The sequence below is a fragment of the Bradyrhizobium vignae genome (assembly GCF_004114425.1).
GTDB lineage: Bacteria > Pseudomonadota > Alphaproteobacteria > Rhizobiales > Xanthobacteraceae > Bradyrhizobium > Bradyrhizobium vignae.
The window spans coordinates 166,733-191,356 of the sequence record NZ_RDQF01000004.1 but is presented as its reverse complement, the minus strand read 5'-3'; the positions used below and the strand labels follow the sequence as shown (position 1 = coordinate 191,356).

Below are 24,624 nucleotides of genomic sequence, written 5' to 3'. Positions count from 1 at the left end.
GACGCCAGTCCTGCCACAAGGGTCGGGGCCAGGCCATAAAGGGAACGGGAGCGCGAAATGAACGTCCAGGGGAAGAGCCGTTATCATGAGGTCCATGCGCGCTCGCTGGCCGATCCCGAAGGCTTTTGGGGCGAGGCGGCCAAGGAGATCGACTGGATCGAGCCGCCGAAGAAGATCTTCGATCCCTCGCAAGGACCCTATGGCCGCTGGTTTGCCGGCGGTATCGTCAACACCTGTTACAACGCGCTCGACCGCCACGTCGAACGCGGCCGCGCCGACCAGGTCGCGCTGATCCACGATTCGCCCTTGACCAATTCGGTCACCAAACTCACTTATGCCGAACTGCTGAACGAGGTCCAGGCGCTCGCCGCCATCATGCAGGAATTCGGTGTCGGCAAGGGCGATCGCGTCATTCTCTACATGCCGATGGTGCCGGAGGCGGTAGTCGCGATGCTCGCCTGCGCGCGGCTCGGCGCGGTGCACTCCGTGGTGTTCGGCGGCTTTGCCGCGAAAGAACTCGCCACACGGATCGACGATGCGCAGCCGAAGCTCATCCTTTCCGCGAGCTGCGGCATCGAACCCGGCCGCATCGTGCAGTACAAGCCGCTGCTCGACGAGGCGATCAGGCTTGCCGGCAGCAAGCCGAAAGCCTGCATCGTGCTGCAGCGTCCGCAGCTCACCTGTGAGATGACGCCAAGCCGCGACTACGACTGGGCAAGCCTGCGCCGCAAGGCGATGAACGACGGCAAGAAGGCACCTTGCGTGCCTGTTGCGGCCACCGATCCGCTCTACATCCTCTATACCTCCGGCACGACCGGCGTGCCAAAGGGCGTCGTGCGCGACAATGGCGGTCATCTCGTCGCGGTGGAATGGTCGATGTTCAACCTCTATGGCGTCAAGCCGGGTGAGGTCTGGTGGTGCGGCTCCGACATCGGCTGGGTGGTCGGCCACAGCTACATCGTGTACGGGCCGCTGCTGCATGGCGCGACCTCGATCATGTACGAGGGCAAGCCGGTCGGCACGCCCGATGCCGGCGCATTCTGGCGCGTGATCTCCGAGCACAAGGCGGTGGCCTTCTTCACCGCGCCGACCGCGTTCCGCGCGATCCGGAAAGAGGATCCCGAAGGAACGTTCATCCGGCGGTACGATCTCTCCAAATTCCGCACGCTGTTCCTCGCCGGCGAGCGTGCCGATCCGCCGACGGTGGAATGGGCGGAGCAGCAGCTCAACGTGCCGGTGATTGACCATTGGTGGCAGACCGAGACCGGCTGGTGCATCGCCGGCAATCCGGTCGGACTCGGCATGCTGCCGGTGAAGCACGGCTCGCCGACGGTGCCGATGCCGGGCTACCAGGTCGATGTCGTCGATGAAGCGGCAAAGCCAGTGGGGCCCAACACCATGGGCTCGATCGTCATCAAGCTGCCGATGCCGCCGGGCTGCCTGCCGACGCTGTGGAATCAGGACGAGCGCTTCAAGGAGGCATACCTCGGCGAATTCCCCGGCTACTACAAGACCTCTGATGCCGGCTACAAGGACGAGGACGGCTATGTCTTCGTCATGGGCCGCACCGACGACATCATCAACGTCGCCGGCCATCGGCTCTCCACCGGCGGCATGGAGGAGATCTTGGCCTCGCATCCCGACGTCGCCGAATGCGCCGTGCTCGGCGTCAAGGACGCGATCAAGGGCGAGGTGCCCTGCGGCTTCCTGGTGCTCAAGGCCGGCGTGAAGCGCCCGCCTGCCGAGATCGAGAAGGAGATCGTCGCGCTGGTGCGCGACAAGCTCGGCCCGGTCGCCGCCTTCAAGCTCGCCATCACCGTCGGCCGCCTGCCCAAGACGCGCTCCGGAAAGATCCTGCGTGGCACCATCAAGAAGATCGCCGATGGCGAATCCTGGACCATGCCGGCGACGATCGAAGATCCCAAGGCGCTCGACGAAATTGGGGAGGCGTTGAAGGGACGGGTGTGAGGAAGTCCGCGGTCATCATACGCGTGAGGCGCGAGGCCGTCCCTCCAACCTCAGCTGTCATCACCCGCGAAAGCGGGTGATCCAGTACTCCGCGGCTGTTGTGTGGGCCAATGACCGCTGCGGCGGACTGGATTCCCCGCTTTCGCGGGGAATGACAGCGCGTGAGGAACGGCGGCCAAGGACTTACATTCTCCGCATTCCGCGCTAAACAGGGCCGGCCAACAGGGGACCTCGTATGCCACTTGCCACCGTGCCGCGCCTGCTTGCAGCTATGCTGCTCGCCATCGCTCTCTCCGCCTGCTCGGCACGCTACCAGACGCCGGTGGCGATGGGCGGCGACGACGACGACGCGGTCTGTCAGGGCCGGGGCTATGCCCAGGGCTCGCCGGAATACGTGGCCTGCCGCAAGGACCGCGACGTCCAGCGCAATGCCGCCATCGCCCGCGCCGACCGCCGCCAGCGCGACCTCGGCGAGTACATGCTGAATCATCCCGAGCGGCCGTGAGCCGCCCCAGCCTACGAGGCCGTCATGAACGAAGACCAGTTCAACACCAGCCTGCGTAAATTCCTGAAGCAAGTCGGTGTCACCTCGCAGCGCGAGATCGAGAAGGCCGTGCGCGACGCGATCGCGGCGGGCCGGATCAAGGGCCACGAGAAACTCAACGCGAAGATGGTGCTGACGATCGACAACGTCGGACTCGTCCACGAGATCAACGACACAATCGAGCTGGGGTGATCCGCCGTTCGGCGAGCCGCACATACGACTCCCGCGCCGACAATCGGCGCGATCTAGATCGCAAGCCCAAATAAAAACGCGGCGGGTCGGCCCGCCGTGTTCAAACCGGATTCGAAAGCGAACCGACAGAGGAGAGTTACTCCTCTTCCTCCTGCTTCTTTCCGCCGAGCGTCTTCAGCTTGGCGAACACGGCGTCGACGTTGAGATCGTCGCTGGATTTCTCCGCGGGCTCGTACTCGTCCTTGCGGGTGGTCTCGGAGGCCGGCAGCAGGGTCGCACCGCCATAGGTTGCGTCGATCGGCTTTTCCTTGGCGGCTCGCTGTACCTCGAAATCGAGCTCGATCTGCGAGCAGAGGCCGAGGGTGACGGGGTCGATCGGGGTCAGGGACGAGGTGTTCCAGTGGGTACGATCGCGTACGCTGGCGATCGTGCTCTTGGTGGTGCCGACCAGGCGCATGATCTGGGCGTCCTTGAGCTCCGGATGGTTGCGCAGCAGCCAGAGGATCGCGCTTGGACGCTCGTGGCGACGCGAGACCGGGGTGTAACGCGGTCCCTTGCGCTTGGGCTGGGGCGGCAGCACCACCTTGCTCTCCTGGAGGCGGAGCCGGTAATCCGGGTTGTTCTCGCCCTTCTCGATCTCCTCGCGGGTCAGCTGGCCGTTGGAGAGGGGATCCATGCCCTTGATGCCCTGGGCGGCGTCGCCGTCGGCGATGGCGCGCACCTCGAGGGGGTGCATTTTGGTGAAATCGGCGACCTGGTCGAAGGTCAGCGCGGTGTTGTCGAGCAGCCAGACGGCGGTCGCCTTGGGCATCAGAGGTGCGTTGCTCATGGCAAATCTCCTTTGTGCTTCGCCCACCCCTCTGGAGGCGAAACCGGTGGTCATCAGCGATGACAGGGAATTCGCGCTATATAAGCCCGGAGGGGGTAGCCATGCAATGGTTCTGCTATAGATAGTGCCTTGACACCGCCTGAAAGGGGGCCCAATTCCCTTTGAACTGCTGTAAGGTTCAAGCCGACAGCTTTAAGCCCTATTCCATCCATCGACCGCCCCCCGCCAGAAGGCGAAACGGGTGATTCGGTCCCGAGATCGCTCAATGTCAGCCAAACCAGACCTCAAGATCGTGCTTTGTTCTCCCCGTGGTTTCTGTGCCGGGGTGGTCCGGGCGATCGACACCGTGGAACGGGCACTCGATAAGTACGGCGCCCCCGTCTATGTTCGCCATGAGATTGTGCACAACAAGTACGTCGTCGATGGGTTGAAGAAGAAGGGCGCCATCTTCGTCGAGGAGCTCGCGGAGATCCCGGAAAATACCACCGCTCCGGTGGTGTTCTCGGCCCACGGCGTGCCGAAGTCGGTTCCGGCCGATGCCCAGTCCCGCAATCTGTTCTCGCTGGATGCGACCTGCCCGTTGGTGACCAAGGTGCACCGCGAGGCTGCGATCCACTTCAAGCGCGGCCGCGAGATCTTCCTGATCGGCCATTCCCACCATCCCGAGGTGGTCGGCACGCTCGGCCAGCTTCCGCCTGGCGCCGTGACCCTGATCGAGACCGCCGAGGACGCCAAGACCATCACGCCGAAGGACCCCGACAATCTCGCCTTCGTGACCCAGACCACGCTGTCGATCGACGATACCGCGGAGATCGTGGCGCTGCTCAAGGAGCGCTTCCCGAACATCAACGGGCCGCACAAGGAAGACATCTGCTACGCCACCACCAACCGCCAGCTCGCGGTCAAGAAGGTGGCGCCGGTGGTGGACGCGCTCATCGTAGTCGGTGCCCCCAATTCGTCGAACTCGCAGCGTCTGCGCGAGGTCGCCGAGCGCGAGGGCTGCAAGATCGCGGTGCTGGCGCAGCGTGCCACCGACATCGATTGGGGCAAGTTCGGCAACATCGCCAGCCTCGGCATCACCGCGGGCGCCTCCGCGCCGGAAGTGATCGTCGAGGAGATCATGGACGCCTTCGCCGAGCGCTACACGCTGCATGTGGAGACGGTCTCGGCCGCGGAAGAGAACGAGTTCTTCCCGCTGCCGCGTCAGGTGCGCCCTGAAGCTGCCGCCGAGTAGACTTTTATGGCGGTCTATACCGACGTCGCCGCCGACGAGCTTGCGGATTTCCTGAAGCAATACGATCTCGGCGAATTGCTCTCCTACAAGGGCATCGCCGAGGGCGTCGAAAACTCCAACTTCCTGCTGCACACCAGCCAGGGGTCGTTCATCCTCACGCTCTACGAGAAGCGCGTGGCGAAGAACGATTTGCCGTTCTTCCTTGCGCTGATGACGCATCTCGCCGAGCACGGCGTCAATTGCCCGTTGCCGGTGAAGGGACGCGACGGCGAGGCGCTGCGCGAGCTGTCGGGCCGCCCCGCCGCGATCATCACCTTTCTCGAGGGCGTCTGGCCGCGCAAGCCGAACGCGACCCATTGCGCCGGCGTCGGCGAGGGGTTGGCCCGGATGCATCTTGCCGGCGCCAATTTCGCGGTCCGGCGTGCCAATGCGCTGTCGGTCTCGGGCTGGCGGCCGCTGTTCGACGCGGCATCGGGCCGGGCCGACGAGGTGCAGCCGGGCCTGCGCGCATTCCTCGCCGCCGAGCTCGATCATCTCTCCAGCGGCATCTGGCCGACCAACCTGCCCGAGGGCGTGATCCACGCCGACCTCTTCAACGACAACGTCTTCTTTCTCGGCGACAAGCTCTCGGGGATCATCGACTTCACCTTCGCCTGCAACGACATGCTGGCCTATGACGTCGCGATCTGCCTCAACGCCTGGTGCTTCGAGCCGGATCACTCCTTCAACGTCACCAAGGCGCGCGCCTTCCTCAACGCCTATGGCCGCGTGCGAAAGCTCACAGAGGCGGAAGAGGCGGCGCTGCCGCTGCTGGCGCGCGGTGCTGCGATCCGCTTCCTGCTGACGCGGCTGGTCGACTGGCTCAACGTGCCGCCGGGCGCGCTGGTCAAGCCGAAGGATCCATTGGAATATGTTCGCAAGCTGCGCTTCCACCAAAGCGTGACGAGCGCGCGCGACTATGGGCTGACGCCGTCGGGGCTGGTGGCGTGAGCGAGCTTCCCAATGTCACGATCTATACCGATGGTGCCTGCTCGGGAAATCCAGGGCCGGGCGGCTGGGGCGCGATCCTGAAGTTCGGCGACAAGGAAAAGGAGCTGAACGGCGGCCAGCCACACACCACCAACAACCAGATGGAGCTGATGGCGGCGATCTCCGCGCTCGAGGCGCTGAAGAAGCCGTGCAAGGTCGATCTCTACACCGACAGCCAGTATGTCCGGCAGGGCATCACCGGCTGGATCTTCGGCTGGAAGCGCAACGGCTGGCGCACCGCCGACAAGAAGCCGGTGAAGAATGTCGAGCTATGGCAGCGTCTCGATGCCGCGCTGAAGCAGCACGAGGTCCGCTGGCACTGGGTCAGGGGCCACGCCGGTCACCCCGAGAACGAACGCGCCGATCAGCTGGCGCGCGACGGCGTCGCGATGGCGCGCTTGCAGCAGAGAGTGAGGGAGTAGCGCACCGTCGTTGCCTCATTCTCAACTGTCATCGCCCGCGAGGCGGGCGATCCAGTATCCCAGAGGCAGTTGTGATTCAGCCGAGAGGTCTCACGGTACTGGATGCCCCGGTCAAGCCTAGCTTGACCGGGGAATGACAGTGTCATTTGCGGCTAAGAACTGCGCGTATGGCTCAGAGCTGCCCGAGCAGCGTATCCCCGCCGGAGACCTCGACCTTGCCGGGCATCGCTTCGAGGTTCAGCTTCTTCACCACGCCATCCTCGACCAGCATCGAATAGCGCTTGGAGCGAATGCCCAGACCGTTGGCGGAGGCATCCAGCTCCATGCCGATCGCCTTGGTGAAGTCGGCATTGCCATCGGCCAGGAAGACGGCCTCATCGCGCTGGTCGGTGTCGCGCTTCCAGGCGTTCATCACGAAGGCATCGTTGACCGAGACGATGGCGATGGTGTCGACCCCTTTGTCCTTCATGGCATAGGCGTTGAGGAAGATGCTCGGCAGATGCATCTTGTGGCAGGTGCCGGTGTAGGCGCCGGGCACCGCGAACAGCGCCACCTTCTTGCCCTTAAAGATATCGTCGGTGCTCTTCACCTGCGGGCCTTCCGCCGTCATCACGCGGAATTTCGCCTCGGGCAGCTTGTCGCCAATCTGGATCGCCATCGTCAGTCTCCCTGAAAATCGGTCCCGCTTTTTAGACCGGGCGGCGGACCTGCACAATATTGCCGGCGGCGGAAGCGGCGAAGGCGGCGGCCGTTCACCATGATGTCATCAGCCGGAAAATCCACCATGATCGAGGAAGGCCTGCTCTTCCTCCGTCGTGTCGCGACCGAGGAGGCGGTTGCGGTGGGGAAAGCGGCCGAACCGCCGGATGATGTCGGCGTGCTCGCGAGCGTATTTCAGGTTCTCGGCATTGTCGGTGTTTTGAAACAGCGCGACGCAGTGCAGCTGGTCAGCCAGGTGCTCGGAATGCATGAAGGGCAAATAGAGGAATTCGAGCAGCATGGGATCGAGCCTGCGGTCGACGCCTCGACCGATGGCGCGGCGGGCGACGTCGCGTGCCTGCGCGTCACTGGCAAAGGTTTGTGGCGTGCCGCGGAACATGTTGCGGGGAAACTGGTCGAGCACGATGACGAGCGCCAGCGCGCCCTCGTCCGTTGTCTCCCATGCTCCGAGTTCACCGGCGACCGCCTTCTGCCACAGGGCGAGAAAGCGGCGCCTGATCTCGGCATCGAAAGCATCGTCGCGCTTATACCAGCGCTCGCGGCCGCCCTCGCGCCAGAAGGCGAGAATGCTTGATGGCTCGATGTCGCCAACCTCAGTCATCGGCCAGAGGCGTCGCCTTACGCCGCTTCCGCCTTCTCGTCGCGAAGCTGTCGGCGCAGGATCTTGCCGACATTGGTCTTCGGCAGGTCGTTGCGGAATTCGATGTGCTTGGGCACCTTGTAGCCGGTGAGCTGCTCGTGACAGAACTTGATCACGGCTTCCGCGGTGAGGTTCGGGTCCTTCTTCACCACGAAGGCCTTCACCGCTTCGCCCGACTTGGAATCGGGGATGCCGATCACGGCGCATTCCAGTACGCCCGGATGGCTCGCGATCACTTCCTCGATCTCGTTGGGATAGACGTTGAAGCCGGAGACCAGGATCATGTCCTTCTTGCGGTCGACGATCTTGGTGTAGCCCTTCTCGTCCATCACGCCGATATCGCCGGTGCGGAAATATCCGTCGGCGGTCATCACCTTGGCGGTTTCTTCCGGCCTGTTCCAGTAGCCGGACATGACCTGCGGGCCCTTGGCGCAGATCTCGCCGGGTTGGCCGAGCGAGACTTCGTTGCCGTCGTCGTCGCGGATCGAGATCCAGGTCGAAGGCACGGGAATGCCGATCGTACCCGTGAACTCCGTTGCCGTCGCCGGATTGCAGGTCAGCGTCGGCGAGGTCTCCGACAGGCCGTAACCTTCGGCAATGAAGCAGCCGGTGATCGCCTTCCACTGATCGGCGACGGTGCGCTGCACCGCCATGCCGCCGCCGTTGGAGATCTTCAGCTTGGAGAAGTCGAGCTTCTTGAAATCGGGATGGTGCATCAACCCGTTGTAGAGCGTGTTCACGGCCGGGAAGCTGTTGACCTGGTATTTCGCCAATTCCTTGATGAAGCCGGGAATGTCGCGCGGGTTCGGGATCAGGAGATTGCAGCCGCCGGCGCGCACCGCCAACAGGTAGCAGGCCGTCAGCGCGAAGATGTGATAGAGTGGCAGCGCGCAGACGATCATGAGCTGGTCGACATGCGGCGGCGCGGCGAGCGCCGGCTGGAGCCAGGCGTCGTTCTGCAGGACGTTGGCGACGATGTTGCGATGGAGCAGCGTGGCGCCCTTGGAGACGCCGGTGGTGCCGCCGGTATATTGCAGGAAGGCGACGTCGCCGGGCGACAGCTTGGGTTTGTTGAAGGTCATGCCGCGTCCGGCCGACAGCGCGTCGTTGAAGGCCACCGCCCCCGGTAGCGACCAGGCTGGTACCATCTTCTTGACCCGGCGGACGACGAGATTGACGATCACGCCCTTGAAGCCCAGCAAGTCGCCCATGCTGGCGACGATGACGTGCTTGACCTGCGTCTTGGCGATCACTTGCTCGACCGTGTGAGCGAAGTTCTCCAGCACGATGATCGCTTCGGCGCCGGAATCCTCGAGCTGATGCTCGAGCTCGCGCGGGGTATAGAGCGGATTGACGTTCACCACGGCGAAACCGGCGCGCAGCACGGCGGCGGTCGCGACCGGATATTGCAGCACGTTCGGCATCATGATGGCAACACGGGCGCCGCGTTGCAGTCCGCGGCCCTGCAGGTAGGCGGCGAGCGCGATCGACATTTGGTCGAGGTCGCGATAGCTGATCGACTTATCCATGCAGATGAACGCCTTGCGGTCGGCGAACTTGGTGAAGCTCTCCTCCAGCAGGTCGACCAGCGATGTGTATTGCGTCGGCTCGATATCGGCGGGCACGCCGGGCGGATATTGCTTGAGCCAGATGCGCTCCATGGAAGACTCCCCTCATTGATCAGGGCCCGTTGTGTCTCGGGCTTGCCGCATTGCCGCCAGTATCCAGCTTGCCGGAACGGGTGGCAAGCCGTCGTGGCTTAGGGCAAAGGTCGGGTCGCAGCTACTGGAATCGTCGCAAACCGCGCTGCCGCAGGTGCGAAGCGCGGGCTACCGTGCAAATGCCCAGGGGACGTTAACTGTTGTTCGCCGGCTTGGCGGCAGCGGCGGGCTTCGTTGTAGCCTTGGGCTTGGCAGGCTTCGCCGCCTGATCGCCGCTTGCCGCAGGCTTCTCGGCAGGTTTGGCCGCAGCATGCTTGGCTCCGGCCGGCTTGGTGGGGGCCGGCTTGGCCGCGGTCCTACCGTCGCTCTTGCCGTCGGCCTGCTTGGCGTTCGGTTTCGCCGCCGCCGTCTTGGTGTCCTTGGGCTTGTCCGTCGGCTTGTCGGCCGCGTCGGGCTTCTTGGCGACGCGCGACTTCTTGCCACGTGGCTTGGACGCGGTCTGCTGGTCGGCGTCGGCCGCGACCGCCGCGATCAGCGCGGTGCCGGTGCGGGTCGGGCCGGTATAGACCAGCACGGGTTCGACCGCCGCGGGGGCCGAGGCCATCAGCTCGGAAGCCTTCATCAGCGGCGGCTGCAGGCCCGCCGTGAAGAAGGTGACCTGGGCCTCGCCGCCGGTGGCGGAGGCCGATCCGGTCGTCCCGCCACCGGCCGCAATCAGCGCATCGTCGTCGTCGGTGGCCGGCCGCTTGCGATGGCCGCCGCACATCTCGTCGCGCAGATTCGGCGGAGTGGCGTCGACCGGCACGAGATTTTCGACGGTGCCGAGCGAAGGGCGCAGCCAGGTGAGGTTGTCTTGAGCGAAGCCGCGCTCGAGCAGCTGCGCGGCCTTCACCGCGCGCGCCGTGCCGGAATTGGCACCCAGCACCACCGCAATTAGCCTGCGGCCGTTGCGCGTGGCCGAGGCGACGAGGTTGTAGCCGGAGGCACAGATGAAGCCGGTCTTGAAACCGTCGGCGCCGGGATAGCGGCCGATCAGCTTGTTGAAATTGCCGGTGACGCGCTTGCCGAAGCGGATCGCCGGGATGTGCACGAAATATTCGTATTCCGGCAGGTCGCGCAGGAACGAGCGCGCCAAAATGCCGAGGTCACGCGCCGACGTGATCTGGCCGTCGGCGGGCAGGCCGTTCGGATTGACGTAGCTCGTCTGCGTCATGCCGAGCTTCTTTGCGGTGTCGTTCATCATCGCGGAGAAGCCGTCGATCGAGCCGCCGACGCCTTCGGCGAGCACCACGGCCATGTCGTTCGCCGACTTGACCATCATCATCTTCAGCGCGTTGTCGACGGTGACCTGTGTTCCCGGGCGAAATCCCATCTTCGAGGGCGATTGCGAGGCCGCGGTCGGCGAGACCGTGAGCAGCGTGTCGAGCGTCAGCCTGCCGTCCTTGACCGCCTTCAGGGCGACATAGGCGGTCATGATCTTGGTGACGGAGGCCGGGTACCACGGAACGGTCGCGTTGTCGGCCTGTAGGACCTTGCCGCTGTCGGCCTCGATCAGCAGCAGCGCTTCTGCGCTCGCCGCGCGCGGCGCGAGCACTGCGGCACATGCGAGCGTCGCAGCGAACAGTTTGAACAGAAATTTGCGAAGCAGCGGGCGAAGGGCGTGCACTATCCGATTCCGGTCCTTGGAGATCCGCCTGATACGGACGGCTCTCGTGATCTGATTGTCGATTCTGAAATCCGGCGCCGCCGCTTGCGGCGTGGCAAACCTATACCGGCTGGTGCGTCGATAATAGGGGGATGGGCACGGTATTCCGCAATGAAATGGGCCGAATTTCGACGATGCTGTGGGGACTTGCTGGAGCATGATCCGGAAAAAGCGTGCAGCGGTTTTCCGAAAAGATCATGCTCAAACAATAACCTAAAGCGCGATGACGATTGATCCTGATCGCATCGCGCTAGGGGGATTTGGCGGCCGTCGCGGCAGCCTCGGCCGCCGTCACGCTGGCCCGTGCGTTCTCCTGGACCATGAACTGGGCCCTGGCGAGCTCCGCGAAATGGCCGCCTTTCGCCACGAGTTCATCGAAAGTTCCGCTTTCGATCACCCGGCCGTTCTCGAACACCAGGATCCGCGTGGCGTTGCGAATGGTGGAGAGGCGATGGGCGATCACGAAAGTGGTGCGGCCCTTCATCACTTCGTCGAGAGCGGCATTCACCTTGGCCTCGGTGACGGCGTCGAGCGCGCTGGTCGCTTCGTCCAGGATCAGGATCGGCGGATCTTTCAGCAGCGCGCGGGCGATGGACAGGCGCTGGCGCTCGCCACCGGACAGCATGCGGCCGCGCTCGCCGGCATTGATCTCGAAGCCACCGCTGCGCTCGATGAATTCGAGCGCCTGCGCGCGCTCGGCAGCTTCGCGCATCTCGGCCTCGGTCGCGTCGGGCTTGCCGACCTGCAAGTTCTCCGCAATCGAGCGGTTGAACAGCAGCGCTTCCTGGAACACCACGCCGATATTCCGCCGCAGCGAGGTCAGCGTGACGCCGCGCACGTCCATGCCGTCGATCTTGATAACCCCGGATTGTGGATCGAAAGCGCGATGCAAGAGCGCAATCGCCGTCGACTTGCCGGCACCGGTCGGGCCGACCAGTGCGATGGTCTGACCGGGCAGTGCGGTGAAGGAGAGGTCCTCGACCGCAGGGCGCTTGCCGTCATAGGAGAAGGTGACGTCGTGGAACTCGACGAGGCCGGACAACCTGCCGGCATCGATCGCGTCGGGCCTGTCGTGGACCGCGGGCACGGCGTCGAGCACATTGAAGAACTCGCGCAGGCGCGGGGCTTCCATGAACACGTTGTTGATGAAGCTCACGACCTGCTCGAGCTTTTGGATCAAAAGTGTCGCAAAGCTCACGAACATCACGATCTCGCCGACCGAGGTGAGCCCCTGGTCGTGCAGCGCGATGCCGAGGGTGAAGATAGCGAGCACGGTGATGGTGGTGGAGGCGCGCGTGATGACGGTGACGAGCGCCCACCAGGACAGCACCGGCATCTGCGCGGCCAGCAACTCGTCGGCGACGGAGCGCAGCCCTTTGACCTCGGATTCGACGCGGACGAAGCTCTGCACCAACGCGACGTTGCCGAGCGCGTCGGAGGCGCGCGCGGAGAGCTCGCTGTAATGCTCCTCGACCTCCATCTGCATGCCGAAGGTCTTGCGCACCACGAAGGTCGTCAGTGCGGTGAAGACGATGCAGAGCACGAACAGCAGGATCGCGAGCCGCCAGTTCAGGTACAGCGACAGTGGCAGCAGCACCACGACCGAAAGGATCGCGGCAAAGTGCTCGCGGAAGAAGCCGAGCCATAGCCGCCACAGCGCATCCGTGCCGTTGAGCATCACCTTCATCAGCCGGCCCGAATGGGTACCGGAGTGGAAGGTCAACGGCAGTTGCAGAATGTGCTCGAAATAGTCGGTCAGCACCGCCTGGCGCTGGCGGTGCGAGAGCCGGTCGGCCTGCAAGGCCACGAGCGCGCTGCACGCGATGGTGAAGAGCCCGAACGCGACCCAGGCGGCCAGGAATGACCAGGCCGAGTTCGATCCGGCCACCGTCTTGCCCGAGAGCACGTCGACGATACGGCCGAACAGCACAGGCTCGGCGAATTGCGAGCCCGCGAGCAGGAGATTGGCGACCGCGAGCAGCCAGCCCAGCCGCGCCTCCTTGCCGAGCAGCTCGAGAACGCGGGTGTAGAGACGGAGCATGGACATGCGGACGACGAACTCGAGCGGATAACGGAGCCCGTATTCTAACCAGGGATCGCGCGTGAGATATAGCGGAAGCCGTCAGTTTTTCTCAATTGATCAGCCGCTCCGCCACCGCCGGCAGGAACTGGTCGTCGAAGACGTCGCGCGCCATCGGCCGCTTGCGGAATTTGAAGTCCTGCGCGATCTGGTCGATCGAGCGCTCCAGGCGCGCGGGCTCGACGCCGCCGAGGCCGTTGCGCTTGACCTCATCGGTCAGGATGTTGTCGGCGAGGACGGTGCGCAGGCGCTCCAGCTCGAGGTTGCGGTCGCCGTCTTCGATGCGGCTCGCCGCCTCCTCCGCCGCACGCCCCGGCTCCCTGACGGTGGCATTGATGCCCGCGATCAACGCGCGAACGAAGCCCTTCACGGCGTCCGGCTTTGCTGTGGCGAAGGCCGGATTGACCACCACGGCAAAGCCATAGGCTTCGCAGCCATAATCCGCATATCGCAGCACGACGAGATCGGCTCCGGGCACGCCGCGGTCGCGCAGATTCACCGCCGAGAGAAAGCTGAAGCCGGCGACCGCATCAACTTGGCCCGCGGACAGGATCGGCTCGCGTACCGCCGCGCCGATCTTGTGGAATTTGACGCGTGATGTCTTGATGCCGTTCTGCTGCGCCAGGGCCGGCCATAGCCGCATCGACAGATCGTTGTCGGCAACGCCGACGGTCTTGCCGTCGAGATCGGGCAGGAGGTGGATGCCGCGGCTCCTGCGCGCGACGATCGCATAGGGAGCGCGGTTGAACAGCACGAACACCGCCTTGACCGGCGCCACGTCGTCCTTGTCACGGAAGCGGATCAGCTCGTTGATGTCGACGAGCGCAAGCTCGCTGTCGCCCTTGGCGACGCGTGCGAGCGCCTCCGGCGATCCGCTCGCACTGTTGAAGGACACGTTGAGACGCTCGGCGCCGAAGCCGCCGTCCTTCGCCGCAAGGAAGAACGGCGCCATGCTCGCATCGATGGGACGGTCGAAGGTGAAGTGGATCGCTGTGGAGGGGACGCCGCTCTCGGCCCCCGTGGCCTCGCACGCAATCAATGCTGCGAACGAGATTGCAAGGGCCAGCAGGCCGTGAAGGGCGATCGTCTTGAGTCCTGACATCGATTGCGCCGGTCCCGCATTGTTGTGGTTTCGTGACGCTTGCAGCGCCGGCCCGCGGCAAGCGTGCGCGCGCCAACATGAACGGCGGATGAGCGGCGGTTGCGTCACGATTACGCAACCCCGTTCAGCTCGTGTTGGGGTTGGGGAACCCAACTTAGGTACTGCGGGTTTGAGAGGCATGAGCCTGTCCGCAGGCGTCCATTCCAGGTCCCAAAGGAGGGCCCAAGACATGTTCGAGCGATTCTCCAAGTTTGCGGGCCGAAAGGCCGTTCTTGCCACGGCCGCGGTGCTGGCGCTGACCACAATCGCCCCGACTGCGTCATATGCGGGCGGCCGCCACTGGCATGGTGGCGGTGGCGCGGCTGCTGCCGCGGCTTTCGCCGCCATCGGCACCGGTCTTGCCATCGCCGCAAGCCGTGACGCCTACGCCTATGACTACGGTCCCGGCTATGGCTATTACGGCGGTCCCGTCTATTACAGCGCCCCTGCCTATGGGCCGTATTATGGTCCAGGCCCGAACTTCCCGTATCAGCGCTATGGCGGTACGGCACCGTCCGAGTTCTGCGGCCAGGGCTACTATCAGAACTGCTACTAGCCCGAAGGGTGACCATGACAGGCCGTCGCGCTTGCCGCGCCGGCCTGTTTTCTGCTTTTATTGCCGCGCGTTAACACGCCCGCCATTTGTTTAGAGTAGTTTTGAGTACCATGAGTGATTCGCTTGAGCGGCTATATCTGGCTGTGCTCGCGGCCAGGGATCTCGATCCGGCAACATCGCGGACGGCCCGGCTGTTTCAGCGTGGGCCCTCCAAAATGGCGAAGAAGCTGGCCGAAGAGGCCATTGAAGTCGTCATCGATGCGGTCAATGGCGATAGTGAGGCCGTGATCCGTGAAAGCGCCGACCTGCTCTACAACCTCACCGTGCTGTGGGCTTCGGCCGGAGTACGTCCGGAGGACGTCTGGCGGGAAATGACGCGGCGAGAAGACTTGCTCGGTATTGCCGAGAAGCTGCCGAAGTCGCCGATGAAGCTGCCCAAAGTCGCGTCACCGCGCATGGCCTCTCGGCGGCCAATTGTCGCGCTCGAAGGCCGCGCCGGGCGCAAGCGCCACTAGAAACGTCAAAAATCGCCTCAATCTCGGCATGGACAAATCCGTCTCATGGTGCTTCATCGCGGCGCCATGCTGAAACGTATCTACGACTGGTGCATCGACGCCGCCCACAAGCCCTACGCGCTCTGGATCATGGGCGCCGTGGCTTTTGCAGAAAGCTCCTTCTTTCCGGTCCCGCCGGACGTGATGCTGATCCCGATGTCGCTGGCGCGCCCAAAGCGCGCCTGGATCTATGCAATGGTCTGTACCATCACATCGGTGGTCGGCGGCATCGTCGGCTACGCCATCGGCGCGCTGCTGTTCGACTCGGTCGGCCAATGGCTGATCCAGGTCTACGGCCTCGGCGACAAGGTCGACGCCTTCCGCGCCTCCTATGCGGAATGGGGTGCGATCATCATCCTGCTCAAGGGGCTGACGCCGATCCCCTACAAGCTCGTCACGATCACCTCGGGCTTTGCCGGTTACAACATCGTCCTGTTCGTCCTGTGCTCGATCGTCGCGCGCGGCGGACGCTTCTTCGTCGTGGCGATCCTGCTCAACCGCTATGGCGACTGGATCCGGGTCCGGATCGAGAAGCATCTCGGCCTGTGGGTTGCGATCGGCGCCGCGGTGCTGGTGCTCGGCTTCGTGGTGGCCATCAAGCTGATCTAGCGCCAGCGGCTTTGCCGCCGCGCCGGCTTCGGTTACGGTTGCCGTCATGATGGTTCGATCCGGCAATCCGGCCATGCGGTTCGGGACGCTGACGTCAGCAGCGATGCTGCTTCTGCTCGGTGGCGGCGGGACAGGGTGGACACAATCCGCCCCGCCGGCGCTCGGCCTCCAGGAGCAGGGATCGACACCCGCTCCATCGGCGCCGCCGGCGCACGAGGAAAATCCCGGGCTGATCAATGAAATGGGCAAGCTGTTCGACAAGCTGCCCTCGATTCTGCCGCCGATCAAAAGCCCGAGCGAGACCATGAACGACCTGTCGCGGCTGGCCAAGCCCTCGACCATGGTGTCGGCGCGCGTGGTCTGCCCGGTCTCGTCCAACGGCGCGCCCGACTGCAAGCAGGCCGCCGACCAGCTCTGCCAGGGCAAGGGTTACAAGGAAGGCAAGAGCCTCAACGCCGACTCCGCAGAGAAATGCTCGGCCAAGGTTCTCATCCCGGGCAGGCAACGTAAGCCGGATGATTGCCGCACCGATACTTTCGTGACCAGTGCGCTGTGCCAGAATTGACGTGATGGCCCAGCGCACAAGCAACAAGGAGCGCCCATGAGCCGGACGGAGCACGACTTCCTCGGACAGCGTGAGATCGCCGACGACATCTATTACGGCGTCCAGACCATCCGGGGTAAGGAGAACTTCCACATCACCGGTATTCCGATGAGCCAGGAGCCCTACTTCGTGAAGGCGCTTGGCTACGTCAAGAAGGCTGCCGCCATGGCCAATCGTGATCTCGGCGCGATCGACGCCAAGGTCGCGGATGCCATCATCGTCGGCTGCGACCGCGTCATCGCCGGCGACATGATGGATCAGTTCGTCACCGACTTCATCCAGGGCGGTGCCGGCACCTCGACCAACATGAACGCCAACGAGGTGATCGCCAACCTCGCGCTGGAATCGCTGGGCTTCACCAAGGGCGACTACCAGCACGTCAGCCCCAACGATCACGTCAATTACGGCCAGTCGACCAACGACACCTATCCGACCGCCTTCCGGCTGGCGCTGATCCTGCGGCTCGAGAGCTACATGACGGCGCTGCGCCAGCTCCAGGAGGCCTTCTTCGCCAAGGGGCGCGAGTTCGACCGCGTGCTGAAGATGGGTCGCACCCATCTGCAGGACGCGGTACCGATGTCGCTGGGAGCCGAGTTCCGCGGTTGGGGCACCACGATCGGCGAGGAGGTCGATCGCATCTCGGAGGCACGCGCGCTGCTGCGCGAGATCAATCTCGGTGCCACCGCGATCGGCACTTCGGTCACGGCCGCGGTCGGCTATCCCAAGCTCGCCGTTCGCCACCTCGGCGCGCTCACCGGCGTCGACTTCGTGCTCGCCGGCGATCTCGTCGAAGCGACCTCCGACACCGGCGCCTATGTGCAGCTCTCAGGCGTCCTGAAGCGCACGGCGAGCAAGCTGACAAAGATCTGCAACGACATCCGCCTGCTCGCGTCGGGCCCGCGCGCCGGCCTCAACGAGATCAACCTGCCGCAGCTGCAGCCGGGCTCCTCGATCATGCCCGGCAAGGTCAATCCGGTGATCCCGGAGGTGGTCAACCAGACCAGCTTCCTGGTCATCGGCCTCGACACCACGGTGACGCTGGCGGCCTCGGCGGGCCAGCTCCAGCTCAACGTGATGGAGCCGGTGATCTCGTTCGCGCTGTTCTTCTCGATCCGCACCATGGAGCGCGCGGTCAACAGCCTGCGCGAGAATTGCGTCGTCGGCATCACCGCCAACGAGGAGCACACCCGCAATATGGTGCTGAACTCGCTCGGCATCGTCACCGTGCTGAAGCCGCTGCTCGGCTACAAGCAATGCGCCGAGATCGCCCGCGAGGGCTACAAGAGCGGCAAGTCGCTGCACCAGATCGTCGTGGTCGAGCGCAAGCTGCTGACGCAGGAGAAATGGGACGAGATGTTCTCGTTCGAGCGGCTGATCAACCCGGATTTGATTGGGTAGGGGCTGTCATCCGCAGCTCTCGCCTCGCACAATTGCGAGGAGCTCTTGCGACGAAGCAATCCAGCGTCCCTCCGCGGAGACAGTCTGGATTGCTTCCCTGCGCTCGCAATGACGGAGGAGGCGGATGGGTAAGAATTCCGCTGCTTGGAATTGCGGTAACTGCATCCGCTGCGGCGCCAAAACGCAATACTTGACAGTGGAAAGATTGCCTTGTTGGTATGGCTCCCAACTCCAGTTTGACCGCCAGAAGAGGATCGTTCCGCAATGTCCATGCCTGCCTTGTTCAAAGGGCGCCTGTCGATCCCCGTGATCGGCTCGCCGCTCTTCATCGTCTCGGTGCCCGATCTCGTGATCGCGCAGTGCAAGGCGGGTGTGGTCGGCTCGTTTCCAGCGCTGAATGCGCGGCCGCCGGAATTGCTCGACGAATGGCTGGCGCGGATCACCGAAGAGCTTGCGGCCTATGACCGCGCGCATCCCGACAAGCCGTCGGCGCCGTTCGCCGTCAACCAGATCGTGCACAAGTCGAACAACCGGCTCGATCACGACATGCAGCTCTGCGCCAAGTACAAGGTGCCGATGATCATCTCTTCGCTCGGCGCGCGCGAAGAGCTGAACCAGGCCGTGCACGGCTGGGGCGGCATCGTCTTCCACGACGTGATCAACCAGAAATTCGCGCACAAGGCGATTGAGAAGGGCGCCGACGGCCTGATCCTGGTCGCAGCCGGTGCCGGCGGCCATGCCGGCACCATCTCGCCGCTAGCTTTCGTCGCAGAAACGCGAAAATGGTTCGATGGCCCGATTGCGCTGTCCGGGGCGATCGGCAATGGCAAGGCGATTCGCGCCGCACGCATCCTCGGCGCCGACTTCGCCTATATCGGCTCGGCCTTCATCGCGACCAAGGAGGCCAATGCCGTCGAGAAGTACAAGGAAATGATCGCGGGCTCGAGCGCCGACGACATCGTCTACTCCAACCTCTTCACCGGCGTGCACGGCAACTATCTGAAGCCCTCCATCCTCGCCGCCGGCATGGATCCGGAGAATCTTCCGACGTCCGATCCCTCCAAGATGAATTTCGGCACCGACGCCTCCGGCGAGCGCGCCAAGCCGAAGGCCTGGAAGGAAATCTGGGGCTCGGGCCAGGGCATCGGCAGCATCGACAAGGTCGTGCCGGCCGCCGAGTTGATCGCGCGCTTCAAGAAGGAATACGACGAAGCGATCGATCCGCCGTTGTGATTGCCGTGTCCCGGACGTGGTGCGGCGCGAAGTGCCGCGCCGCCGAGCCGGGACCCATCGCGCAACGACTGGACCCCGGCTCAGCAGCGCACCGCTTACGCGCTGCGCGGCGTCCGGGGAACGCGCCGTGAGAGTGAGTACCAAATGTCTCCCATCTACCGCGTCGAAGGCAACAGCGTCGTCACCAGTCCGGATGCCGCCGGTCCCTGGGACCGGCGCATGCAGCACGGCTCGGCACCGGCCTCGCTGGTGACGTGGGCGGCCGAACGGATCCCGACGCCAGTCGCGATGGACATCGCGCGCGTCACCATCGATCTGATGCGCCCGGTGCCGGTCGCGCCGCTCACGATTGCGACTGAGGTCCTGCGCGAGGGCCGCAAGATCCAGCTCTGCGAAATCAAGCTGCTCGCCGACGGCGTGCAGGTGGTCGGCGCCACCGTGCTCAAGATCAGGCGACAGGCCCAGGCGCTGCCGGACGAGGTCAAGGAGCTGCCGATCACGCTGCCGTCTCCAGAGGACTCGCTGGTCGAGGACGGTCACGCCGCCACCAGCCCGTTCGTGCGATCGGTGTCGATGCGTGCCGCGCGCGGCCGCTTCGGCCAGGCCGGTGCCGGCGCGATCTGGTTTCGCGTCGACCACCCCCTGATCGCCGGTGAAGCGGTCTCGCAGGCGATGCGCGCGGTGGTCGCCGCCGACTTCTCCAACGGCACCGCCTCCTCGCTCGACTTCCGCGCCTGGACCTACATCAACGCCGATCTCACCGTGAGCTTTGCGCGCCAGCCGATCGGCGAGTGGATTTTGCTCGATGGCGATTCCTGGATCGGCCCTGACGGCGCGGGTCTTGCGATGTCGCGGCTGGCGGACAGGCAGGGCTATTTCGGCCGCGCCGTGCAGAGCCTGGTGATCGAGAAACGGTAAGGAGCGCGACGCCAGCGTATCACTTTCGCTGTCATGCACCGGCTTGGCCGGGGCATGAAGTACGCCGCGGCCTACCTGTTGAATCACAGGCGTCTCGGCGTACTGGATCGCCCGGTCAAGCGGGCGATGACATCTGTTGTGTGGTCGCTGTGTCGAATATGCGGAGGCTTGCGGCCGCGTGGACCAATTGAACGGCAGGCTTCCGCCGCCGCGGAAGGGATGCTTGCCATCCTGCCAGTTCACAGACCGTAGAAGATCTTGATCTCCCACAGCACCACGATGATAGCCGTGATCAACGTAACCGCGGCGACTGCACTTTCCAGGGAAGCGACTCTCATGTCTTACTCCGCTTCCCAGCCCCATCAGCGGTCTAGGTGATTCCCTGATTCGCCGGCAATCGGGTGGGCATCGCCGACGCGCACTCCGTTGCCCGCTGTGGTGCCGGGGCCACAACGACACCGTAAGATCCCGGGGTTTTTACCCCACCATCCGGTCCCGCCCGCTCCAGAAGCCCGCGCGCAGCACCTTCTTGTCGACCTTGCCGACGCCGGTCATCGGCAGTTGCTTGACGAACTGGATCTGTTTCGGCGCATGCGCCGAGCCCTTTCGCGTCTTCACGAGATTAATCAGCTCGTCCGGATCGGGCCTTGCGCCGTCACGCGGTACGATGATGGCGGTAACGGCTTCGCCCCATTTCTCGTCGGGAATGCCGACAACCGCGACCATCGCGACGTCGGCGTGCTGCGACAGCACGTCCTCGACCTCGCGCGGGAAGATGTTGAAGCCACCGGAGACGATCATGTCCTTCTTGCGGTCGAGGATGCAAATGTAGCCGCGTTCGTCCCTCCGCGCGATGTCGCCGGTGTGGACCCAGCCGTTCTTCAGCGTCTCGGCGGTGATGTCCGGCCGCTTCCAGTATTTCGCCATCGCATGCGGGGCGCGCACGCAGATCTCGCCGGCCTCGCCGGTCTTCGCTTCCCGGTCGTTGTCGTCGAGGATCTTGACCTCGCACGCCGCGATCGGGAAGCCGCAGGACAGGAACAGCTCCGGGTTCTTGGGGTCATGATCAGATTTGCGCAGCACCGAGATCGGATAGCATTCGGTCTGGCCGTAGAGCTGCGAGAACACCGGGCCGATGCGTTCGATGCCTTCGACTAGCCGGCTCGGCGACATCGCGGAGGCGCCATAGAGCACGAGCTCGAGCGAGGACAAATCGGTCTTGCCGAGCGCGGGCTGATCGAGCAGCACATAGATCATGGTCGGCACGAGCAGCGTGAAATTGATGCGCTCGCGTGCGATCGTGGCCAGCACGGCTTCGGGATCGAAGCTTTTCAGCATGTGCACTCTGCCGCCGCGCATCAGGGTCGGCAGCACCTTTGTGCCGGCGACATGGCTGATCGGGGCGACCGTCAGATAGCGCGCACCCTCCGGGATTTCGAAGTCGGCGAGGATCGCGGCAGCGGCTCCGGCATTTTCGCGGTGGTAGCGCAGCGCGCCCTTGGATTTGCCGGTCGTGCCACCGGTGTAGTTCAGCGTGGAGAGGTCGTCAGAGCCGGCGAGGCATCGCGCGCTGAAATGGCCTCCGGTCTCGATCGCCTGCAACAGGTCGGTGCCATAGTCGGCCGGTCCCATGGTGAAGACCGCCTTCAGCCGGGTCGCCCTCGTAGCGAGCTCGCCGCCGCGGTCACGGAAGGCGACCGCATCGACCACCAGCATCTCGGCCTCGGAATCCTCGAGCTGGAACAGCTGGTCCTCCAGCGATCCCAGTGGATGCAGCCAGGTGATGCAGAGCCGCGCCAGTTGCGCGGCGACGCCGGCGCACCAGGTATCGGCGCGGTTCGCGGTGAGGAAGGCGACGCGCGCGCCGGGCTCTAATGCAAGCCGCATGAAAACGCCCTGGATGCGTCCGATCAGGTCGATGGTGCCCTGATAGCTCAGCGATCCCTCAGGCCAGGCGAAAGCGGTGCGATCGGGATAGCGCGACAGCGCCCGTAGCGTCTGTGCGCAAGCCGGGGATGATGCGTGGAGCGGATCAGACATGTGTTTCCTCGTTGCTTTGTCATCGGCTTCTGGCGTGCCAATGTTGCTGACGACGCTAGCACAGAGACCGCGGGAGGAAACGACAAAGCCCGCGAGAGGGAGGCATGCATGCCATCGGACCGACTGCAACGCTTCGGTGATCGTCTCGCGCTGCCGCTGATCGCGGCGCCGATGTTTCTGGTGTCAGGCGTCGAGCTCATGGCTGCAGCCTGCCGCAATGGCGTGATCGGCAGCTTTCCCACCGCGAATTGCCGTGGCGCGGAACAACTCGATGAATGGCTCACCGAGATCGAGACGCGGCTGCGGCGGCACGAGGACGAAACCGGCCACAAGGCAGCGCCGCTCTGTCCGAACCTGATCGTCCACCGCTCCAACGCGCGGCTTGAGCAGGACCTCGCCGTGCTGCTCCGGCACGGGCCGGAGATCGTCATTACGTCGGTCGGCTCGCCAGCACCGGTGCTGAAGCCGCTGCATGACGCCGGCACACTGGTGCTGGCGGATGTCGCCTCGATCCGCCACGCCAAGCGCGCGGTGGAAGCAGGCGCGGACGGGCTGGTGCTGCTCACGGCTGGTGCGGGCGGGCAGACGGGCTGGCTCAACCCGTTCGCCTTCGTCCGCGCGGTACGCGCATTCTACGACGGCGTCGTCGTGCTCGCGGGCGGCATCAGCGACGGCCGCGCGCTGCACGCCGCCGACGTGCTCGGCTGCGATCTCGCCTACATGGGCACGAAGTTCATTGCAACGCGGGAGAGCATGGCGGATGACCGGTACAAGCGGATGCTGGTCGAAAGCAACGCGGACGACATCCTGCTCACCACCGCGTTCACGGGACTGCAGACCAGCATGTTGAGGCCGTCGATCGTCGCCGCCGGGCTTGATCCAGACGATCTGCCGGCACGCGGCGCGATCGACATCGCTGAGGATATCGACGTCGCCGCGCGCGAGAACCGGCCAAAGCGCTGGCGCGACGTCTGGAGCGCCGGCCACTCGGCTTCGGGGGTGACCGACGTGCTCGCGGTCGATGATCTCGTCGCGCGAACAGTCGCCGAATATCGTCAGGCGTGTGCGCGGTAGGCTGTTCGCCTCTCTCCCGCCTACGGGAGCGGCCGATGCGCGCCGATCGATGCGAAGCATCGTCCGAGCGCGGCGGGTGAGGGGGAGCCTCCGCGAGTCCAACTGCCACCTTGGTTTCGGAGAGAGCCCTCCATCACGGTTGATCCCGCACGCTTCCGCTCCGTTCATTTAACGGCAGATTAACCATCGCCCGCCAAGAATCCCCGTCACGGCCGCCAATCAGGAGCGAGAGGGACAGGCGATGGACTTCGATTATCTCAACGGCAAGAGAGCTGCGACGCTGGACGAGATCCGCGTTCGCGTCGCCCATGCGCTGGCCCGCCACCCGCTGTGCCGCAATGTGCGCTTCGACATCGTCAGCGTTCCCCGCACCCGCCGTGGCGGCAATTGGACGGTGACGCTGCAATCGGTCGAGCCGCGCGCGGTCTGGGAGGCCTCGGAGATCGTGGCCGACATCCAGGACGCCTATGATCTCGCGGCAGCTGCCTGATCTGCTTGGGATCCCCGGGCGATGTCGTCGTAGTCCGCGCGATTGCCGCCGCGATGGCACGGTTAAGCCTTAATTATCGCCCAGTTTCCGGGCAGTGATCACTTGAACTTGAAGCCAGACTTGAACTTGAAGCCAGACTTGGACTTCCAGACTTGGACTTGCAGACTTGGACTTGAAGTCGGACGCGGAGGGACGTTTGTCCAAAGCCATCACCATCGTCGCGCTGACCTGTTTCCTCGTCCTCGGCGCCGCCACCACCGCAATTCTCGGCCGCGACAGCGTGCCCAGCATCAGCGCCGAGATGATCGCCCAGACGCCCCCGCCCAAGCCGCTCGCAACGAACCGCGCCGCCAAGGCCGACCGTCTGCTCCCGACGCTCGCTCTGGCCTCGGCTGCAATCGAGCCGGTCCAGGTCGCCGCCGACAAGCCTGCCCAGGCTCCCATGCTGACCGAGCCGCTGCGCCAGGCCTTCGCCGCGGCCACGCCTTCTGATTTCCCGATGCCGAAAGCAAGCGCGCACGAGGCGCCCGCCGCGACCGAGGTTCCAGCCGTCGAAGTTCCGGCCAAGCCGAAGGTCGTCGCCAAGCCGCAGCCGCAGAAGTCCTATTCGCTGCTGTCCGACGTGCAGATCGCCGGCATCAGGGATCGCCTGAAACTGTCGTCGTCGCAGGAATATTACTGGCCCTCGGTCGAGACCGCGCTGCGCAACGTCGCCCGCAAGATCCAGGCGAACAAGCTGTCGAATCCAAACGCGCCGCCCAGCGCGCAGATCGATCCGAACTGCGAGGAGGTGCAGCAGTTGAAGTCGGCCGCGATGCCGCTGCTGTTCCAGCTCCGCGACGACCAGAAGGAAGAAGTGCGCAAGCTCGCTCGCCTCATCGGGCTCGAGAAGGTCGCGCAGCAGATCTGACATGCGCGGTTCCTCTTTGAGGAGCCGCGGCCATCAGGAACATCTGGCAATCCCCACGCGTTGCCCGCTCCAA

24 protein-coding genes are annotated in these 24,624 nt (G+C 64.5%); 16 read left to right on the top strand and 8 right to left on the bottom strand.

What is annotated here, in order from left to right:
* Positions 1-57 precede the first annotated feature (57 nt).
* The 3 genes from EAV90_RS05155 (at position 58) to EAV90_RS05140 (ending at position 2,704) form a co-directional block, all read left to right on the top strand.
* Positions 58-1,968, top strand: a complete 1,911-nt coding sequence (locus tag EAV90_RS05155) for a propionyl-CoA synthetase (RefSeq protein WP_129142781.1) — start codon at positions 58-60, stop codon at positions 1,966-1,968.
* 235 nt (positions 1,969-2,203) lie between these two features.
* On the top strand, positions 2,204-2,473 hold the full coding sequence (locus tag EAV90_RS05145) for a hypothetical protein (RefSeq protein WP_122405905.1): 270 nt from the start codon (positions 2,204-2,206) through the stop codon (positions 2,471-2,473).
* 24 nt (positions 2,474-2,497) lie between these two features.
* A complete protein-coding gene (locus EAV90_RS05140; RefSeq protein ID WP_027575415.1) occupies positions 2,498-2,704 on the top strand; it encodes a DUF6494 family protein in 207 nt (68 codons plus the stop codon).
* 136 nt (positions 2,705-2,840) lie between these two features.
* Here the strand turns inward: EAV90_RS05140 and EAV90_RS05135 are convergent, their stop codons facing one another.
* A complete protein-coding gene (locus tag EAV90_RS05135; protein WP_164936786.1) occupies positions 2,841-3,533 on the bottom strand; it encodes a DUF1013 domain-containing protein in 693 nt (230 codons plus the stop codon).
* A 265-nt stretch (positions 3,534-3,798) separates the two neighbouring features.
* Between EAV90_RS05135 and ispH the strand changes: the two genes are divergently transcribed.
* Genes ispH through rnhA form a run of 3 tightly spaced genes read left to right on the top strand, consistent with a single transcriptional unit; the run spans position 3,799 to position 6,218 of the window.
* Positions 3,799-4,767 carry a 4-hydroxy-3-methylbut-2-enyl diphosphate reductase gene (gene ispH, locus EAV90_RS05130; protein ID WP_129142779.1) on the top strand — a complete coding sequence of 323 codons (969 nt, stop codon included), beginning with the start codon at positions 3,799-3,801 and terminating at the stop codon, positions 4,765-4,767.
* A 6-nt stretch (positions 4,768-4,773) separates the two neighbouring features.
* On the top strand, positions 4,774-5,757 hold the full coding sequence (locus EAV90_RS05125) for a homoserine kinase (protein ID WP_129142778.1): 984 nt from the start codon (positions 4,774-4,776) through the stop codon (positions 5,755-5,757).
* On the top strand, positions 5,754-6,218 hold the full coding sequence (gene rnhA, locus EAV90_RS05120) for a ribonuclease HI (RefSeq protein ID WP_122405901.1): 465 nt from the start codon (positions 5,754-5,756) through the stop codon (positions 6,216-6,218). Before EAV90_RS05125 ends, rnhA begins: the two co-directional genes overlap by 4 nt.
* A gap of 172 nt (positions 6,219-6,390) precedes the next feature.
* Here rnhA and EAV90_RS05115 read toward each other — a convergent pair whose 3' ends face one another.
* The 6 genes from EAV90_RS05115 to EAV90_RS05090 all read right to left on the bottom strand — a co-directional run bounded on the left by EAV90_RS05115 (position 6,391) and on the right by EAV90_RS05090 (position 14,126).
* Positions 6,391-6,876 (bottom strand): peroxiredoxin, encoded by a 486-nt coding sequence (locus tag EAV90_RS05115; protein WP_122405900.1) that lies wholly within the window; start codon positions 6,874-6,876, stop codon positions 6,391-6,393.
* Between the two features lie 108 nt (positions 6,877-6,984).
* A complete protein-coding gene (locus EAV90_RS05110) occupies positions 6,985-7,539 on the bottom strand; it encodes a DUF924 family protein (protein ID WP_129142777.1) in 555 nt (184 codons plus the stop codon).
* Positions 7,540-7,556: 17 nt separating this feature from the next.
* Positions 7,557-9,239 (bottom strand): long-chain fatty acid--CoA ligase, encoded by a 1,683-nt coding sequence (locus tag EAV90_RS05105; RefSeq protein ID WP_129142776.1) that lies wholly within the window; start codon positions 9,237-9,239, stop codon positions 7,557-7,559.
* Between the two features lie 193 nt (positions 9,240-9,432).
* A complete protein-coding gene (locus tag EAV90_RS05100) occupies positions 9,433-10,905 on the bottom strand; it encodes a D-alanyl-D-alanine carboxypeptidase family protein (protein WP_129142775.1) in 1,473 nt (490 codons plus the stop codon).
* Between the two features lie 289 nt (positions 10,906-11,194).
* The gene (locus tag EAV90_RS05095; RefSeq protein WP_129142774.1) at positions 11,195-12,991 is read right to left on the bottom strand and encodes a glucan ABC transporter ATP-binding protein/ permease; all 1,797 of its coding nucleotides are present in this window, start codon (positions 12,989-12,991) and stop codon (positions 11,195-11,197) included.
* Between the two features lie 85 nt (positions 12,992-13,076).
* The gene (locus EAV90_RS05090; protein WP_164936785.1) at positions 13,077-14,126 is read right to left on the bottom strand and encodes an ABC transporter substrate-binding protein; all 1,050 of its coding nucleotides are present in this window, start codon (positions 14,124-14,126) and stop codon (positions 13,077-13,079) included.
* 229 nt (positions 14,127-14,355) lie between these two features.
* Here EAV90_RS05090 and EAV90_RS05085 point away from each other — a divergent pair, with 229 nt between their 5' ends.
* The 7 genes from EAV90_RS05085 to EAV90_RS05050 all read left to right on the top strand — a co-directional run bounded on the left by EAV90_RS05085 (position 14,356) and on the right by EAV90_RS05050 (position 20,037).
* Entirely contained in the window at positions 14,356-14,721 is a 366-nt protein-coding gene (locus EAV90_RS05085; RefSeq protein WP_122405894.1) for a hypothetical protein, read from the top strand.
* Positions 14,722-14,831: 110 nt separating this feature from the next.
* Positions 14,832-15,236, top strand: coding sequence for a phosphoribosyl-ATP diphosphatase (hisE, locus tag EAV90_RS05080; RefSeq protein WP_129142772.1), 405 nt, complete (start codon positions 14,832-14,834; stop codon positions 15,234-15,236).
* 45 nt (positions 15,237-15,281) lie between these two features.
* Positions 15,282-15,884 carry a YqaA family protein gene (locus EAV90_RS05075; protein WP_208738470.1) on the top strand — a complete coding sequence of 201 codons (603 nt, stop codon included), beginning with the start codon at positions 15,282-15,284 and terminating at the stop codon, positions 15,882-15,884.
* 46 nt (positions 15,885-15,930) lie between these two features.
* Positions 15,931-16,449, top strand: coding sequence for a hypothetical protein (locus EAV90_RS05070; protein WP_129142771.1), 519 nt, complete (start codon positions 15,931-15,933; stop codon positions 16,447-16,449).
* 36 nt (positions 16,450-16,485) lie between these two features.
* Positions 16,486-17,886 (top strand): aspartate ammonia-lyase, encoded by a 1,401-nt coding sequence (locus EAV90_RS05065; RefSeq protein ID WP_122405891.1) that lies wholly within the window; start codon positions 16,486-16,488, stop codon positions 17,884-17,886.
* Positions 17,887-18,150: 264 nt separating this feature from the next.
* Positions 18,151-19,119, top strand: coding sequence for an NAD(P)H-dependent flavin oxidoreductase (locus tag EAV90_RS05055; RefSeq protein WP_122405890.1), 969 nt, complete (start codon positions 18,151-18,153; stop codon positions 19,117-19,119).
* Between the two features lie 144 nt (positions 19,120-19,263).
* Positions 19,264-20,037, top strand: a complete 774-nt coding sequence (locus EAV90_RS05050) for a thioesterase family protein (RefSeq protein ID WP_122405889.1) — start codon at positions 19,264-19,266, stop codon at positions 20,035-20,037.
* 477 nt (positions 20,038-20,514) lie between these two features.
* Here the strand turns inward: EAV90_RS05050 and EAV90_RS05040 are convergent, their stop codons facing one another.
* Positions 20,515-22,077, bottom strand: coding sequence for an AMP-binding protein (locus tag EAV90_RS05040; RefSeq protein WP_129142768.1), 1,563 nt, complete (start codon positions 22,075-22,077; stop codon positions 20,515-20,517).
* Between the two features lie 108 nt (positions 22,078-22,185).
* Between EAV90_RS05040 and EAV90_RS05035 the strand changes: the two genes are divergently transcribed.
* From EAV90_RS05035 to EAV90_RS05025, 3 genes are all read left to right on the top strand, one after another.
* Positions 22,186-23,151, top strand: coding sequence for an NAD(P)H-dependent flavin oxidoreductase (locus EAV90_RS05035; protein WP_164936784.1), 966 nt, complete (start codon positions 22,186-22,188; stop codon positions 23,149-23,151).
* Positions 23,152-23,392: 241 nt separating this feature from the next.
* The gene (locus tag EAV90_RS05030) at positions 23,393-23,641 is read left to right on the top strand and encodes a hypothetical protein (RefSeq protein WP_122405886.1); all 249 of its coding nucleotides are present in this window, start codon (positions 23,393-23,395) and stop codon (positions 23,639-23,641) included.
* 196 nt (positions 23,642-23,837) lie between these two features.
* Positions 23,838-24,551, top strand: a complete 714-nt coding sequence (locus tag EAV90_RS05025) for a hypothetical protein (protein WP_162500473.1) — start codon at positions 23,838-23,840, stop codon at positions 24,549-24,551.
* Positions 24,552-24,624: the final 73 nt, after the last annotated feature.